Annotated in this window: 16 protein-coding genes; 5 read left to right on the forward strand and 11 right to left on the reverse strand. The window is 67.2% G+C overall.

The annotated features are described in order from the left end of the window. Nucleotides 1-180 precede the first annotated feature (180 nt). From AC27VN_RS14735 to phnD, 5 genes are all read right to left on the reverse strand, one after another. Nucleotides 181-1,161: a Bug family tripartite tricarboxylate transporter substrate binding protein gene (locus AC27VN_RS14735; RefSeq protein ID WP_490876995.1), complete on the reverse strand. Its 981-nt coding sequence runs from the start codon at nucleotides 1,159-1,161 to the stop codon at nucleotides 181-183. 79 nt (nucleotides 1,162-1,240) lie between these two features. Further along, entirely contained in the window at nucleotides 1,241-2,344 is a 1,104-nt protein-coding gene (gene psrA, locus AC27VN_RS14740) for an iron-containing alcohol dehydrogenase PsrA (protein WP_490876996.1), read from the reverse strand. Nucleotides 2,345-2,372: 28 nt separating this feature from the next. After that, nucleotides 2,373-3,194: a phosphonate ABC transporter, permease protein PhnE gene (gene phnE, locus AC27VN_RS14745; RefSeq protein WP_143129334.1), complete on the reverse strand. Its 822-nt coding sequence runs from the start codon at nucleotides 3,192-3,194 to the stop codon at nucleotides 2,373-2,375. Next, on the reverse strand, nucleotides 3,191-4,021 hold the full coding sequence (gene phnC, locus AC27VN_RS14750; RefSeq protein WP_490876997.1) for a phosphonate ABC transporter ATP-binding protein: 831 nt from the start codon (nucleotides 4,019-4,021) through the stop codon (nucleotides 3,191-3,193). Before phnC ends, phnE begins: the two co-directional genes overlap by 4 nt. Continuing rightward, complete coding sequence (gene phnD / locus AC27VN_RS14755) at nucleotides 4,018-4,881, reverse strand: phosphonate ABC transporter substrate-binding protein (RefSeq protein WP_490876998.1); 864 nt, start codon at nucleotides 4,879-4,881, stop codon at nucleotides 4,018-4,020. The genes phnC and phnD overlap by 4 nt, the downstream gene beginning before the upstream one ends. Nucleotides 4,882-5,104: 223 nt before the next feature. On the opposite strand from phnD, the gene AC27VN_RS14760 reads away from it, so the two are divergent. Then, nucleotides 5,105-6,004, forward strand: a complete 900-nt coding sequence (locus tag AC27VN_RS14760) for a LysR substrate-binding domain-containing protein (RefSeq protein ID WP_093354598.1) — start codon at nucleotides 5,105-5,107, stop codon at nucleotides 6,002-6,004. Nucleotides 6,005-6,013: 9 nt separating this feature from the next. Here the strand turns inward: AC27VN_RS14760 and xerD are convergent, their stop codons facing one another. Then, nucleotides 6,014-6,925, reverse strand: coding sequence for a site-specific tyrosine recombinase XerD (xerD, locus tag AC27VN_RS14765; RefSeq protein WP_057595917.1), 912 nt, complete (start codon nucleotides 6,923-6,925; stop codon nucleotides 6,014-6,016). A gap of 120 nt (nucleotides 6,926-7,045) precedes the next feature. Next, nucleotides 7,046-8,020 (reverse strand): tripartite tricarboxylate transporter substrate binding protein BugE, encoded by a 975-nt coding sequence (locus AC27VN_RS14770; RefSeq protein ID WP_093354595.1) that lies wholly within the window; start codon nucleotides 8,018-8,020, stop codon nucleotides 7,046-7,048. Nucleotides 8,021-8,122: 102 nt separating this feature from the next. Between AC27VN_RS14770 and AC27VN_RS14775 the strand changes: the two genes are divergently transcribed. Then, complete coding sequence (locus tag AC27VN_RS14775) at nucleotides 8,123-9,040, forward strand: AEC family transporter (protein ID WP_093354593.1); 918 nt, start codon at nucleotides 8,123-8,125, stop codon at nucleotides 9,038-9,040. Between the two features lie 334 nt (nucleotides 9,041-9,374). On the opposite strand, the gene AC27VN_RS14780 is transcribed toward AC27VN_RS14775, so the two are convergent. The 3 genes from AC27VN_RS14780 to msuE all read right to left on the reverse strand — a co-directional run bounded on the left by AC27VN_RS14780 (nucleotide 9,375) and on the right by msuE (nucleotide 12,107). After that, complete coding sequence (locus AC27VN_RS14780) at nucleotides 9,375-10,400, reverse strand: methionine synthase (protein WP_490876999.1); 1,026 nt, start codon at nucleotides 10,398-10,400, stop codon at nucleotides 9,375-9,377. A gap of 93 nt (nucleotides 10,401-10,493) precedes the next feature. Next, entirely contained in the window at nucleotides 10,494-11,477 is a 984-nt protein-coding gene (locus tag AC27VN_RS14785; RefSeq protein ID WP_490877000.1) for a DUF1852 domain-containing protein, read from the reverse strand. 48 nt (nucleotides 11,478-11,525) lie between these two features. After that, the gene (msuE, locus tag AC27VN_RS14790; RefSeq protein ID WP_490877003.1) at nucleotides 11,526-12,107 is read right to left on the reverse strand and encodes an FMN reductase; all 582 of its coding nucleotides are present in this window, start codon (nucleotides 12,105-12,107) and stop codon (nucleotides 11,526-11,528) included. Nucleotides 12,108-12,196: 89 nt separating this feature from the next. Between msuE and AC27VN_RS14795 the strand changes: the two genes are divergently transcribed. Next, nucleotides 12,197-13,105, forward strand: a complete 909-nt coding sequence (locus AC27VN_RS14795) for a LysR family transcriptional regulator (protein WP_490877001.1) — start codon at nucleotides 12,197-12,199, stop codon at nucleotides 13,103-13,105. Between the two features lie 44 nt (nucleotides 13,106-13,149). Here AC27VN_RS14795 and queG read toward each other — a convergent pair whose 3' ends face one another. Then, complete coding sequence (queG, locus tag AC27VN_RS14800) at nucleotides 13,150-14,223, reverse strand: tRNA epoxyqueuosine(34) reductase QueG (RefSeq protein ID WP_490877004.1); 1,074 nt, start codon at nucleotides 14,221-14,223, stop codon at nucleotides 13,150-13,152. Here queG and tsaE point away from each other — a divergent pair. Both tsaE and AC27VN_RS14810 read left to right on the forward strand, forming a co-directional pair. After that, nucleotides 14,209-14,697 (forward strand): tRNA (adenosine(37)-N6)-threonylcarbamoyltransferase complex ATPase subunit type 1 TsaE, encoded by a 489-nt coding sequence (tsaE, locus tag AC27VN_RS14805; protein WP_057597919.1) that lies wholly within the window; start codon nucleotides 14,209-14,211, stop codon nucleotides 14,695-14,697. The genes queG and tsaE overlap by 15 nt on opposite strands. Beyond that, nucleotides 14,694-15,226: AMIN domain-containing protein (locus tag AC27VN_RS14810; protein ID WP_490877002.1), on the forward strand; the 533-nt coding region annotated here is incomplete at its 3' end. The genes tsaE and AC27VN_RS14810, both read left to right, overlap by 4 nt.

The following is a 15,226-nucleotide window of genomic DNA, read 5'->3' on the forward strand; positions in this document are numbered from 1 at the left end:
CGCCGCCGGCCGGATAGGCCACGATCAGCCGCAGGGTCTTGGGCACGGCGGGCGTCTGGGCCGCAGCGGTGCCGCAGAGGAAGGCGCCGGCCGCGGCCAGCGAGGCGAACACCGCGGTGCGGCGCGTCGGGAAAAAGAAGGAATGCATCGGATTCGTCATGGCGCTCGAGTCTGCCTCCATCAATCGAGCTGCAGCTTGCGCTCGCGGATCAGCTTCGACCATTTCTCGTTGTCGGCCTTCACGAAGGCCGCGAACTCCACCGGGCCGAGCGAATGCACCTCCGCGCCCGCGCCGGCGAACTTGGCGCGGATCGCCGGCTGCGCGAGCGCCTTCGCGAGTTCGCCCGACAGGCGGTCCACCACCTCCTTGGGCATGCCCGCCGGTCCCACCAGGCCCTGGAAGCCCACCGACTCCATGCCGGCGAGGCCCAGCTCCTTCACGGTCGGCACGTCGGGCAGTTGCGGATCGCGCTGCGGCCCGGTCACGGCCAGCGCCTTGAGCTTGCCGCCCTTCACCTGCGGCAGCAGCACGCTGCCCGCGTCGATCAGGATCTGCGTCTGCCCGCCGATCAGGTCCTGCACCGCGGGCGCGCTGCCCTTGTAGGGCACGTGCGTCATGTCCAGACCCGTGACCTGGTTCATCAGCTCGCCGTTGAGGTGCGTCGAGGTGCCGTTGCCGCCCGAGGCGAAGTTGACCTTGCCGGGCTGGCCCTTGGCCCAGGCCACGAAGGCCTTGAGGTCCTTGGCCGGATGGTCGGGCCGCGTCACCGCGATGTAGCTGCCCTGGCTGATCTGGCCGATGTAGGTGAACTGCTTGATGGGGTCGTAGGGCGGCTTGCTCTGCAGGTACGGCGCGATCGCGAACGGCCCGGTGTTGGCCAGCAGCAGCGTGTAGCCGTCGGCCGGCTGGCGCGTGAGCTCGGTGGCCGCGATCATGCCGCTCGCGCCGGGCTTGTAGTCGACCACCAGCTGCTGCTTGAGCGCGTCCTGCAGCGGCACCTGCACCGTGCGCGCCGCGAAGTCGATGCCGCCGCCGGGCGGATAGCCCACGATCAGGCGGATGGGCTTGGCGGACGGATAGCCCTGGGCCAGGGCGGGGCCGGTGGCGGCGGCGGTCGCGGCCAGCGCGAGGCCGGCGAGGAAGACGCGGTGGATCCTCATGTCGATGTCTCTCGTGTTCGAAAGCCGCTGATTCTGCGGCAAGCCGCGAGCGACCCGGGATTCGCCGCGCCCCGCCCGCTCAGGCGGTGTCCTGCGCGATCGCGCCGCCGATGAAGTTGCGCCCGCGCGCGCCGCTCAGCGCCTGCAGCAGCATCCGCCGCGCCTCGTCCTCGCCCACGCCGTAGTCGGCGAAGCGGGTCTTCACGCCCAGCGATTCGATGAAGGCCGCGAGCCGGCGCGGCGCCTCCGCGAGCGGCAGGCCCAGCGCCTGCGCCAGCACCGCGTCGCGGTCGGCGCGCCGGCCGATCGCGCGCTCGAGCACCAGCGGCAGCGGGAACGAGCAGGCGATGCCGTGCGGCAGGCCGTAGCGCAACGTCATCTCGTAGGAGATCGAGTGCGCCAGCGCGGTCTTGGTGTTGGAGAAGGCCATGCCCGCCTTCAGCGCGGCCAGCGCCATGCGCCCGCGCAGCGCCACGTCGTCGAGCCGCCCCATCAGCTGCGGCAGCACCTCGAGCGTGTCGCGCACCGCGGCCACCGCGAAGGTGTCCGACACCGGGTTGGCATTCACGTTCCAGATCGACTCGAGCGCATGCGAGAGGGCATCGAGCCCGCTCTGCAAGGTGACCGCCGCGGGCAGCGACAGCATCAGCTCGGGATCGATCAGCGCATGGCGCGGCCAGGTCTGCGCCAGGTGCAGCGAATACTTGCGCTGCCGGCCGCGGTCCCAGATCGTGGCCCAGGGCGTGACCTCGCTGCCGGTGCCCGCGGTGGTCGGCACGGCGATCAGCATCTTGGCGTGCACCGGCACGAAGGGCCGCTCGCCGGCCAGGCCGGCCACCAGGTCGTCGAAGCGCGCGCCCTCGCCCGCCACCATCAGCGCCTTCGCGGTGTCGATGGCGCTGCCGCCGCCGACCGCCACGATCGCCTCCACCTGCGGATGCGCGCGCCAGAACTGCGCGTAGGTCGCGGCCAGCTCGGCCACGTCGGGGTTGGGCCGCACGTTGTCGATCACGCAGGCCAGCGCATCGCCGAGCACCGCCTCGAGCCGGCCCAGCAGCCCGATCGCGCGGGCCTCCTGGAAGGTCACCAGCGCGGCGCGGCGGCCCGCGAGCAGCTTCGGCAGGGACGACAGGGCCCCGGCCCCGTACGTGCTCTGCACGGGGTTGAAGTAGTGGAAGGTCATGGTCGGGGTCGGTCGTCGGCGCGCGGCCTCAGGAACGGCTGCCCTGCTGGATCCAGGCGCGCAGCCGGGTCGAGAGGTAGTCGGCGGTCATCACCATGACCACGATGACCAGGATGCAGGTCGCCGTGTCCTGGTACTGGAACAGCTTCATGCTGCCCACCAGCTCGAAGCCGATGCCGCCCGCGCCCACCATGCCCAGCACGGTGGCCTGGCGCAGGTTGGTCTCGAAGCGGTAGACGATGACGCCGATCCATGCCGTCACGACCTGCGGGATCACGCCGAAGACGATGGTCTGGATCGGGCCCGCGCCCGTGGAGCGCAGTGCCTCGATCGGCCCCTGGTCGATCTCCTCGATCGACTCGGCGAAGAACTTGCCGAGCATGCCCGCGCCATGCAGCGCCAGCGCCAGCACGCCGGGAAAGGGCCCGAGCCCGACGGCCGCCACGAAGATCAGCGCGAGGATGATCTCGTTGATGCCGCGCGTGATGTTGAGCACCTGCCGCATCGCATGGAACACCGCCGGGTTCGGCGAGATGTTGCGCGCCGCGAAGAAGCACAGCGGCACCGCGAGCACCACCGCCAGCAGCGTGCCCCAGAGCGCGATCTGCACCGTCTCGATGGCGGGTTTCACCAGCTTGCCCATGAACTCCCAGTTGGGCGGCAGCATGCGGCCGAGGAAGTCGGCGATCCAGGGCATGCCCTTGGCGAGTTCGCCGAAGCTCACCTGCGCGCCGATCGCGGCCCACCAGAGCACGCCGAGCCCGGCCGCCGCGGCGACCAGGTACTTCCACCAGCCGGGGTTGCCGCCGCTGCGGGCGATCAACAGGTTGTAGCGTCCGATCGCGATCATGGCTGCTCCAGGGCGAGTTGCTGGACCGGCGGCAGCGCCGGCGCGTGCACCGCGGCCACGGCCGCGTCTTCCTTCGGTTCCCCGGGGTCGGGCTCGAGGCCGCCCGGATAGATGCGCTGCAGCACCTCGTCCGTGAGCTCGTCGGGCCGGCCCTCGAACACCACGCGACCGCCCGCCACGCCGATCACGCGCTGCGCGAACTCGCGCGCGTAGTCGACCTGGTGCAGGTTGCAGATCACGGTGATGCCGTCCTCGCGGCTGGCCTGCCGCAGGTAATTGAGCACCTTGCGCGAGGTCTTCGGATCGAGGCTGGCCACGGGCTCGTCGGCCAGGATCACCTTGGGCCGTTGCGCCAGCGCCCGCGCGATGCCCACGCGCTGCTTCTGGCCGCCCGAGAGCGTGTCGGTGCGCAGGTCGGCCTTGTGGTCGAGCTCGACGCGGCGCAGGCATTCGCGCGCGATCGCGATGTCGCGCGCCGGAAAGACCTGGAACCACGAGGCCAGCGCCGGCATCGAGCCCAGGCGCCCGGTCAGCACGTTCTTCAGCACCGACAGGCGCGGCACCACGTTGTAGTGCTGGAAGATCATCGCCACGTCGCGGCGCACGCGGCGCAGCCCCGCGCGATCGCGCCGCACGGGCGCGCCGTCCACCCGCACCTCGCCCTGCGTGGGCTCGGCGAGCTGGTTGATGCAGCGAAGCAGGGTCGACTTGCCGGCGCCCGAGGCACCGAGGATGACGACGAACTCGCCCTTGCCGACCGCGAGGTCGACCTGGTGGAGCGCGGTGAAGTCGCCGTAGCGCTTGCAAAGGCCGCGGATCTCGATCATTTCATCTTCCCCAGGTCGAGCTTCAGGATCTTGGCCGTGTCGCGGATCACGTTGTAGGCCGCGTCGTTGGTGGGGTGGAAGCCGTTGAGCAGTCCCTGGTCGGACCAGGGGATGTCCTTCACCTGCAGGAAGGCCGCCTGCACGCGCTGCTTGAGATCGGCGCCGAGATCCTTGCGCCAGACCGTGGGCGACTCGGGTATCGGCTCCGAGCGCCAGACTTCGACCAGGTCCTCGCGCTTGACCAGCCCCTTCGCCACCGCGGCATCGAGGATGCGGTCGGCGATGGCGGCGGCGTCGACCTTGCGGTTCTGCACCGCGATCGCGCTCGAGTCGTGCGAGCCCGAGAAGATCACGCGGCCGAAGTCCTTGTCGGGATCGAAGCCGGCCTTCATCAGCCCCGCCTTGGGGAACAGGTGGCCCGAGGTGGAGCTGGGATCGACGAAGGCGAAGGTGCGGCCCTTCAAGTCCTTCACGCTCTTGATGCCGCTGTCCTTGTGGGCCACCACCTGGCTGTAATAGAAGGTGCGGCCGGCCTTCTTGGTCTCGGCGACCGCGAAGGCCTCGATGTCGGCCACCGTGGTGCCCAGCACGTACGAGAACGGACCGAGGTAGGCCACGTCGAGCCGCTTCGAGCGCAGCGCCTCGATCACGCCGTTGTAGTCGGCCGCCACGAAGGGCTTGACCGGCATGCCGAGGCCCTGGGCCAGCATGTCCATCATGCGCTGGCTGTTGGCGATCATCGCGCGCGAATCCTCGGAAGGAATCAGCCCGACCGTGAGCGCCTGCTGCGCCCGCGCCGGTGGAAGGAAGGCCACGCCCACGCCGGCGGCAGCTCCGAACAGCAAGCTTCTGCGTTTCATCATCTGTGTCTCCAGTCTTCTGCGGTTCCGGTCCCCCGCGCCGCCGTCGTGGCGGCCCGGGGATTCGTGGCGTTCCGGTCGTCTTTTGGGTGCCGACCTGGAGCGCCTGGCGGCGAGTACATCACCGGCCCATACATCGATCCAATTCAAATTTTTTCGTCGATGTATTCAATGAACCTATAGTCGGATTCATCGAGAATTCCGCTTTTTCCGGAGCCGCCGCATGCGCCTGACCCAGCTTCGTTCCTTCTTCGCGGTGGCCCGCGAAGGCAGCTTCACGCGCGCCGCCGAGAGCCTGCACGTGAGCCAGCCCACCATCACGACGCAGGTGCGCTTTCTCGAAGAGGCCTACAAGGTCGAGCTGTTCCATCGCCGCGGCCGGCGCGTGCAGCTCACGGTGATGGGCGAGCAGCTGATGCAGCTCGCGCAGCAGATCTTCAGCCTCGAGGCCGACGCCGTGAACCTGCTGGGCGACGCGGGCGAGCTGCGCACCGGCCACTTGCGCGTGGCGGCCGTCGGGCCCTATCACGTGACGAAGATGCTGGTCGACTTCAACCAGCGCTATCCCGGCATCAAGGTGACGGTGAGCACCGGCAACTCGCAGGACGTGCTGAACCAGCTGCTCGACTACAGCGCCGACGTGGGCGTGCTCGCACAGATGGTGCGCGACGAGCGCTTTCTCGCTGTGCCTTTCATGAAGCAGCCGGTGGTGGTCTTCGTGCCCTCCTCGCACCGCTTCGCGCGCCGCCGCGCGATCCGGCTGGCCGAGCTCGAGGGCGAGCGGCTGATCATGCGCGAGCAGGGCTCGACCACGCGCAAGGCGCTCGAGCTCGCGCTCGACAAGGCGCGCATCCGGACCGACGTGGTGATGGAGATCGGCAGCCGCGAGGTGATCCGCGAAGCCGTGCTGCAGGGCCTGGGCATCGCCGCGGTGTCGGAGGTCGAGTACGTGCCGGCGCCCGACCTGCACCGCGTGGCGATCAGCGACACCGAGATCTTCACCTCGGCCCATGCGCTGTGCCTGGCCGAGCGGCGCGACATGCGGATGGTCAGCGCCTTCTTCGACACCCTCTCGCCCGCGCTCTCGGCCGCGCCCGAGGGCCGGCGCCGCAGGAGCCACTGACCGGCGGACTCAGCCGCGCGGGTGGTGCTGCGCGTGCAACTGCTTGAGCCGCTCGCGCGCCACGTGGGTGTAGATGGTGGTGGTCGAGATGTCGGCATGGCCCAGCAGCATCTGCACCGCGCGCAGGTCGGCGCCGTGGTTCAGCAGGTGGGTCGCGAAGGCATGGCGCAGCGTGTGCGGCGACAGCGGCACGTGGATGCCGGCCGCGGCCGCCTGCTTCTTTACGATGACCCAGAACATGACGCGCGTCATGCCCGCGCCGCGCGCGGTCACGAACAGGTCGGGCGTCTGCTGGCCGTCGAGGATCACGGGGCGCGACTCCTCGATGTAGCGCTCGATCCAGCGCCGCGCCTCGCCACCGAAGGGCACGAGGCGCTCCTTGCTGCCCTTGCCGAGCACGCGCAGCACGCCGTCGTTGAGGCTGATGTCGATCACCTTGAGCGACACCAGCTCGCTCACGCGCAGCCCGCTCGCATACATCAGCTCGAGCATCGCGCGGTCGCGCAGGCCCAGCGGCGTGTCGACGTCGGGCGCGCCGAGCAGGTCGTCGACCTGCTTCTCCGACAGCAGCTTGATCGCGCGCGGCATCTGGCGCGCGGGCATCAGCCGCAGGCTCGGGTCGGCCACGATGCGGCGCTCGCGCAGCGCCCAGCGGTAGTAGCGCTTGAACACCGTGAGCCGCCGGTTGGCCGAGGTGGCCTTGCCCTTGGCCGACAGCCGCACGCCCATGTAGGCCTGCAGGTCGGCTTCCTGCGCGGCGCCGAGCTTCATGCCGCCGCGCTGCTGGTCGAGCCAGTGCGCGAACAGCGCGAGGTCGCGCCGGTAGGCGGCGAGCGTGTTCTTCGACAGGCCGTCCTCGAGCCAGAGGGCGTCGATGAATTCGTCGATGTCGGGGGTGGGTGCGGCGGCGGCCTCGGTCATGGGTGGGCAAGATAGCAAAAAGCGCGGGCCCCACGCCGAGCCTGGGCGACAACCATGGCGATGGCCATGAAAAAAGGCCGCTCCCCTCTGCAGGGAACGGCCCTTCGGGATCGGGCAGGATCAGTCGAGCTTGAGCTTCTGCTTGGCCACGACGTCCTTGTAGACCTCGTACTCGGCCTTGATCTGGGCCGAGAACTGCTCGGGCGTGTTGGCCACGATCAGCGAGCCGGTGTCCTCGATGCGCTTCTTCACGGCCGGGTCTTCCACCGCCTTCTTCACGCCGGCGCTGATCTTGTCGACCACTTCCTTCGGCAGGCCCTTCGGGCCGAGGATGCCGTAGTAGGCCATGCGGTTCACCGGCTCGAGGCCGACTTCCTTGAAGGTCGGCACGTTCGGCAGCGCGGCCAGGCGCTGCGGCGCCGACACCACGATCGGGATCAGGCGGCCGCTCTGGATGAAGGGCATGGCCGAGGGGATGTTGTCGAACATGATCGGCACCTGGCCGGCCACCACGTCGTTGAGTGCCGGGCCCGCGCCGCGGTACGGGATGTGCGTGACGAAGGTGTTGGTGAGGCTCTTGTAGAGCTCCATCAGCAGGTGGCCGATGCCGCCCGTGCCCGACGAGGCGTACGAGTACTTGCCGGGGTTCTTCTTCAGTTCGGCCACGAACTCGGCGTAGTTCTTCGCCGGGAAGCTCGGGTTGACCGCGATGATGTTCGGCGTGGCCGCGATGTTGATGATCGGCGTGAAGTCGTTGATCGGGTCGTACGGCGTCTTCGGGTTGATGGCCGGGTTGGCCGCGGTGCTCGACACCGTGGCCACGCCGAGCTTGTAGCCGTCGGGCGCCGAGCGCGCCGTCTCGGCCGCGCCCACGATGCCGCCGCCACCGGCGCGATTGATCACCACCACCGGCTGGCCCAGCACCTTGCCCAGCGGATCGGCCACCACGCGCGCCACGATGTCCGTCGTGCCACCCGGGGCGAAGGGAACGCTCAGTTCGACCGGCTTGTTGGGATAGCCCTGGGCGAAGGCCGGGCCCGCGACCGCGACCAGCGCGGCGGCACCGACGAAGGCACTCCATTGACGACGTTGCATCGATTACTCCTTGAACGATGGGGACGAAAATTGCGAAAGCAGCGATGCTAGCGGCTCGTCGCTGCGACCCGGGCTGTGGAATACCCATGGTTTGGGCGGTTTATGCTCGGCGCGGTGAACTACGCGCAGCTGCTTTTCCCCGACTTCTCCCTGATCGCCATCGGCTGGCTCCTGTGCCGCTACACCGCGCTGGACCGCAAGGTCTGGGACCAGGTCGAGAGCCTCGTCTACTACTTTCTTTTTCCCACGCTGCTGTTCCATTCGATCGTGCGCAGCCCGCTCGATTTCGGTGCGACCTCGAGCCTGCTGATGGCCGGTGTGGGCGTGAGCCTCTGCGGCGTGGCGCTGGCCTATGCCCTGCCCTGGGTGCCAGGCATCGGCTCGCACCTCGATCGGCGCGACCACGCGGCGAGCGTGCAGGTCGCGTTCCGCTTCAACTCCTTCATCTGCCTCGCGATGGCCGAGCGGCTCGCGGGACCCGAAGGCCTGCTGCTGATCGCGGTGCTGATCGGGGTGTGCGTGCCGATGATGAACATCGCGGCGGTGTGGCCGATGACGCGGCATGCGCAGACCGGGTTCGCGCGGCAGCTGGTGCGCAATCCGCTGATCGTGGCGACGGTGGCGGGGTTGCTGGCGAACGTGCTGGGGTTCACGGTGCCTGGCTGGCTGACGCCGACCTTGTCGCGGATCGGGGCGGCTTCGTTGGCGCTCGGGTTGCTGGCTGCGGGGGCGGGGATGCAGTTCGCTACGTTGGGGCGGGGGAAGGTGCTGGCCGCTTCGGTGCTTTCCATTCGGCACTTCATCTTGCCGCTGGTGGCCTGGGGGCTGGCTCGGTGGTTGCGGCTGGATGCGGCGCAGGCTTCTGTGTTGATGGCTTTTTCTGCGGTTCCTACGGCTTCGAGTGCTTATGTGTTGGCGCAGAGGATGGGGTACAACGGGGCGTTTGTGGCGGGGCTGGTGACTATGTCTACGGTGTTGGGGGTGGTTAGTTTGCCGTTTGCCTTGGCTTTGCCTCGTTGAATCCTTCGACCGCTGTTTTTCTCGATTTTTTGTGGGTCCTGCGGAGGCTGTTGGCCGGGTCTCGCCCCGGCGGGCGAGTCACTTTCTCTTGTCTCGCCAAGAGAAAGTAACCAAAGAGAAGGCGACCCCGCTGCCTGTGTCCCTCCGCTTCGCTACGGGCAACCTGCGGTGCTCGGAGAAAGCGGGGGTCCGCAGAACTCGCTTCGCTCAAACAGCTGCGGCCCTTATCCCGCTTTCTCCTGCGCTCCTCGGCACAGCCAGAGGGGATGAGGGTCAACGCGCCGTGGCGCGTCCTTGTGTGGGGGCGTTGTGTGGCGCGTCCTTCTGGTTGGTGTTACGCCGTGGCTAGACGCTCCTTTGCCAGCTTGGTGCCTTCTGCAAGGGCCTTGAGCTTGCGCCATGCGACGTCCCTGCCCATCGGGGCCAGGCCGCAGTTCGTGCACGGGAACAGGCGCTCCTTCGGGACGAACTGCAGGGCGCGGCCGATGGTGTCGGCCACTTCCTCGGGGGTCTCTATCGCTTCGCTGGCGACATCGATCACGCCGACCATCACGTCCTTGCCGGCCAACAGGCTCATCAGGTCGGGCGGCACGTGGGAGTGGATGCATTCCAGGCTCACCTGATCGATTCGGCTCTTGGCCAGCGCGGGGAACACCAGCTCGTACTGGCGCCATTCTTCGCCCAGGGTGCTCTTCCAGTCCGTGTTGGCCTTGATGCCATAGCCGTAGCAGATATGCACCGCCGTCGTGCAGGTCAGGCCCTGCGCCGCGCGCTCTAGCGCCTGCACGCCCCAGTCGGCGGCATCCTTCATGTAGACATTGAAGGCGGGCTCGTCGAACTGGATGATGTCCACGCCATCGGCCTGCAGCGCCAGGGCCTCCTGGTTGAGCAACTCGGCGAAAGCGAAGGCCATCTTCACCTTGTCGCCGTAGAAACGATCGGCCACGGTGTCGACGATGGTCATCGGGCCTGGCAGGGTGAACTTGAGCTTCTTCTTCGTGTGCGCACGCGCGAGCTGCGCCTCGAAGGCATGCACGCGGCCCTTGAGGCGCAGGGCCGAAACCACCTGCGGCACCATCGCGTCGTAGCGGTTGTCGCGGATGCCCATCTTCACCTTGTGCTCGAAGTCGATGCCCTCGACCTGCTCGAGGAAGCCGTGCACGAAGTGCTGGCGAGACTGCTCGCCGTCGCACACGATGTCCAGGCCCGCGTCCTCCTGGGCCTTGATCCACAGCAGGGTCGCGTCGGCCTTGGCCTGGCGCAGCGCATCGCCTTCGGCGGCCCATTGAGGCCACAGCTTGTTGGTTTCAGCCAGCCAGGCTGGCTTCGGCAGGCTGCCGGCGATGGAGGTTTCGAACATCTGGATTTTCCTTTTTTTCAAGCGAAGACGGGATGGCGAGCGTACTGCGGGGCCTGTGGGGCCGCGCAGCCGCTCGATGGCATGTGGATGAGGTCAGACAACGCAGTCGGCAACCCACTGCGCGAGAACGTTCCTGTAGGGCTTGATGAAATGCTCCTCCGCGAACTTCCCCTGCTTGACCGCCAGCTGGCTGCGTTCTTCCCGGTCGTAGACGATCTGCGTCAACGAGTAGTCCTGGTTCTTCAGGCTCGGGCTGTAGATCTTTCCGGCCGAGGAATTGGCGTTGTAGATCTCGGGGCGATAGATCTTCTGGAAGGTTTCCATCGTGCTGATGGTGCCGATCAGCTCGAGACTCGTGTAGTCGCCCAGCAGGTCGCCATGGAAATAGAAAGCCAGGGGCGCAACGCCATTGGGCGGCATGAAGAAGCGAACCTGCATCCCCATCTTGGCGAAGTACTGGTCGGTCGAGGACAGCTCGTTCTGTTGGTACTCGGCACCCAGTACCGGGTGCTGGTTTCCGGTCCGCTGATAGGTCTTGCTGGTCGAGGCGCTGATGCAGATGACGGGCGGCTTGCCGAAACGCTCCTTGTAGATGCGCGAGTTGGCGAACTGCTGGAACAGCTTTCCGTGCAGGTCGCCAAAATCCTCCGGCGTGCCGAATTCAGCCCGATGGGCGTTGTATTCCGGGAGCAGCACGCTGAAGTCGTAGTCGCGCACGTAGGAAGAAAAATTGTTCCCCGCGATGCCGTCGATGCGCTTGTTCGTCTTCTTGTCGAGGATGCAGGTCTTCAGTATCTCGATCAGCGGGAACGAGGCATTGCCGCTCTCGGCATCCAGGCTCATCTCCACGGAGATGATCTCGAGCTCGACGGCGTAGCGATCGCCCGTCGGGTTGTCCCAGTGCGCCAGGTCGTTGAAGCGGTTGTCGATCATCCTCAAGGTGTTGCGCAGGTTCTGTTGCCGGCTCGTTCCCCGGGCCAGGTTGGCAAAGTTGGTGGTGATGCGCGTGCTGTCCGATGGCTGGTAGTTCTCATCGAAACGGATGCTCTTGAGGTTGAAGTTGAGTTCTTTGTTCATTGGAATTCAGCGATCGGATTTTTTTGAGAGAGAAGACGAATTCCGGCTTCAGGCCAGAGCCGCTTCCTCGGCGGCGGAAGACGTGGCGTGGCGCAGCAATTCGAGCAATGGCAAGGCCCGCTGGACCGCCAGCCTCGACCGCTCGATGAGGGCCTGGCTCCGCAGGCGGTGGTCGACGAAATCGTTGTCGGTCGCGTAGACACCCAGCGGCAAGGTGCGCGCCTGAAAGAAGCTGAACAACGGTCGCAGCTGGTGGTCGATCACCAGGGCGTGGCGCTCGCTGCCGCCGGTGGCAGCCAACAGCACGGGCTTGTCGATCAGGGCGTCCTGATCGATGAAGTCGAAGAAGTGCTTGAACAGTCCCGTGTAAGAGCCGCGGTAGACCGGCGTTGCGACCACCAGCACGTCGGCTCGTTCGATCGCGGCCAGTTCCCGTTCCACCGTTTCGGGCAGTTGGGAGCGCCAGACCGCACCGGCGAACTGCGGTGCGAGTGGGCCGAGTTCGACCAGGCGCTGTTCGCAAGGGAATTCGTCGGCGATCAGGTCCAGCAGGTGCTCCGCCAGCGCGGCGGACTTCGATGGGCGTTGCAGTCCGCCGGAAACAGCGACTAGACGGAGTGGGCGTGTCATTTCTTCTTTCATCTGGCTGGATGCTAGCCAAGGGAATCGATGACGTAAAATGGTTTTATTTCAACAATCCATGAGCGGGAGTCATGTGAATGCTTGAACGCCTCCACCTCAGCATCGTTCGACAAGTCGAACAGCAAGGGTCGCTGACGGCCGCCGCGGGCGTGCTGAACCTGACCCAGTCGGCCCTGAGCCACAGCATGAAGAAGCTGGAACAGCAGCTGGGCACCGACATCTGGCTGCGCGAAGGCCGAAGCCTGCGCCTGACGCAGGCCGGCCAGTACCTGCTGGCGGTGGCGAACCGCGTGCTGCCGCAACTGGACCTGGCCGAAGAGCGCCTGGGCCAGTTCGCGCAGGGCGAGCGCGGCGCGCTGCGCATCGGCATGGAATGCCATCCCTGCTACCAGTGGCTGCTCAAGGTGGTGTCACCCTACCTGGCCGCATGGCCCGATGTGGACGTGGACGTGAAGCAGAAATTCCAATTCGGCGGGATCGGCGCGCTCTTCGGCTACGAGATCGACCTGCTGGTCACGCCCGACCCGCTCTACAAGCTGGGCCTGAAGTTTGAGCCCGTGTTCGACTACGAGCAGGTGCTGGTCGTGGCCAAGGGCCATGCCCTGGCTTCGGCGCCTTACGTGAAGCCTCGGCAGCTGACCGAGGAGGTGCTCATCAGCTATCCCGTGGACGTCGAGCGCCTGGACATCTACAACCATTTCCTGCTGCCGGCCGGTGTCACGCCCAAGCGCCACAAGGCGATCGAGACCACCGACATCATGCTGCAGATGGTGGCCAGCGGCCGCGGCGTGGCAGCGCTGCCGCGCTGGCTGGTCGAGGAATACGCGCAGAAGATGGACGTGGTGCCGGTGCGGCTCGGCCCGCGCGGCATCGCCAAGCAGATCTTCCTGGGGGCACGCGAGGCGGACACCGCCATCGATTACGTGCGGGCCTTCATCGAATTGGCCCGACAGCCTGCCATCGCCGTTGCGCTAGAAGCCGGCTGACGAACATCAAGGCCGAGCGCAGCCGGCCACTCCAAAGAAAGAACCTACTCGGAAGCAACGGCGCCCAAGGCCCACTCCACGTGCTCACGAACCAAGGCACTGGAACCGTCCTTGCGGGACACCAGGGCCTCGCGAGCCCCCTCCTCGCCAGCCCTCAGCGCATTCCCCAGGGCCACCGCGATGTTCCGCAGCCACCGCTCATGGCCGATCCGCCGAATCGGACTCCCCTCGGTCCTGCGCAGGAACTCTTCCTCGGTCCACGCAAACAACTCGGCCAAAGTACGCCCCGTCAACCCGTCCCTCGCATCGAAGTCCGCCAGCGAACTCTTCTTCGCGAACTTGTTCCACGGACAGATCAGCTGGCAGTCATCGCAACCATAGATCCGGTTGCCCATCAACGCCCGCAGCTCGATCGGAATCGCCCCCCCATGCTCGATCGTGAGGTAGGAGATGCACCGCCGCGCATCGAGCCGCCGCGGCGCCACGATCGCCTGCGTCGGGCACACGTCGATGCAGGCGCTGCAGCTGCCGCAGTGCGAGCTCACCGGCTCGCTCTCGGGCAGGACCATGTCGACGTAGATCTCGCCGAGAAAGAACATCGAGCCCGCGTTGCGATCGAGCACCAGCGTGTGCTTGCCGCGCCAGCCCTGCCCGCTGCGCGAGGCCAGCTCGGCTTCGAGCACCGGCGCCGAATCGGTGAAGGCGCGATGCCCGAAAGGCCCGACCTCCTGCGCGATGCGCTCGGCCAGTTTCGCGAGCCGGTTGCGCAGCACCTTGTGATAGTCGCGGCCGCGCGCATACACCGAGACGATCGCCTCGCCGGGCCGGCGCAGGCGTTCGAACTCGATCGCCTGCCAGTCGGGATCGGTGTCGCGCGGCAGGTAGTCCATGCGCGCGGTGATCACGCTCACGGTGCCGGGCACCAGCTCGGCGGGCCGCGCGCGCCGCGTGCCGTGCGCGGCCATGTAATCCATCTCGCCATGGAACCCATGGGCCAGCCATTGCATCAGACCGTCCTCGGCGCTCGACAGATCGACGCCCGCGATTCCGATTTGGGAGAATCCGAGTTCCCGGGCCAAGGCCTGAATACGCACAACGAGTGGATGGCTGCTGACGATCACTTGCCGATTGTAGAAATGCGCTGGCGCGACGAGGCCGACACCGAGGCCTTCGCTCGCTCGCTCGCGGCCTCCCCTGCCCTGCGCGATGCCTTCGTCGAACTGCACGGCGACCTCGGGGCCGGCAAGACCACCTTCGTGCGGCACCTGCTGCGCGCGCTCGGCATCACGGGTCGCATCAAGAGCCCGACCTACGCCGTGGTCGAGCCGCACGAGGCGCCCGACGGCCTCGCGATCTTCCACTTCGACTTCTACCGCTTCAGCGATCCGCGCGAATGGGAGGACGCGGGCTTCCGTGACATCTTCGCGGGCCCGGGCCTCAAGCTGGCGGAATGGCCCGAAAACGCGGCGGGGCGCACTCCAATTGCAGACCTAGCTATTAAAATCGAAGCAATGACCGACGACACACGCAGCGTGACACTCCTGGCGAACACACCTCGCGGCGGCGACCTGCTGTCCCACGCCGCCGCATGAAGGCGGGCGGCCTCAAGCGGCGCGTGCTGCTGCAGGGCGGCAGCCTCGCGCTGGTGCTCGGCGTCCATCAGATCGCGCGCGGCGCCAGCATCCTCGCGGTGCGCGTCTGGCCCGCGGCCGACTACACGCGCGTGACCATCGAATCCGACGTGCGCCTGCATTCGCAGCAGCTCGTGGTCGGCAACCCGCCGCGGCTCGCGGTCGACATCGAGGGCATCGACCTCAGCAGCGAACTGCGCGAGCTGGTCGGCAAGATCAAGCCCGGCGACCCCTACATCAACGGCCTGCGCGTGGGACAGAACGCACCGAAGGTGGTGCGCATCGTGTTCGACCTCAAGCAGACCGTGGCGCCGCAGGTGTTCTCGCTCGCGCCGATCGCCGCCTACAAGCACCGGCTGGTGCTCGACCTCTATCCCGAGAAGGCCATCGACCCGATGGAGGCGCTGATCACCGAGCGCCTGCGCGACGCCCCGCGCACCAGCGGCGGCAACGACACCTCGGTGGCCAGCGCCCCCGCGGTGCCGCCGCC

The organism is Variovorax sp. 20P10.2.4, from assembly GCF_058244205.1.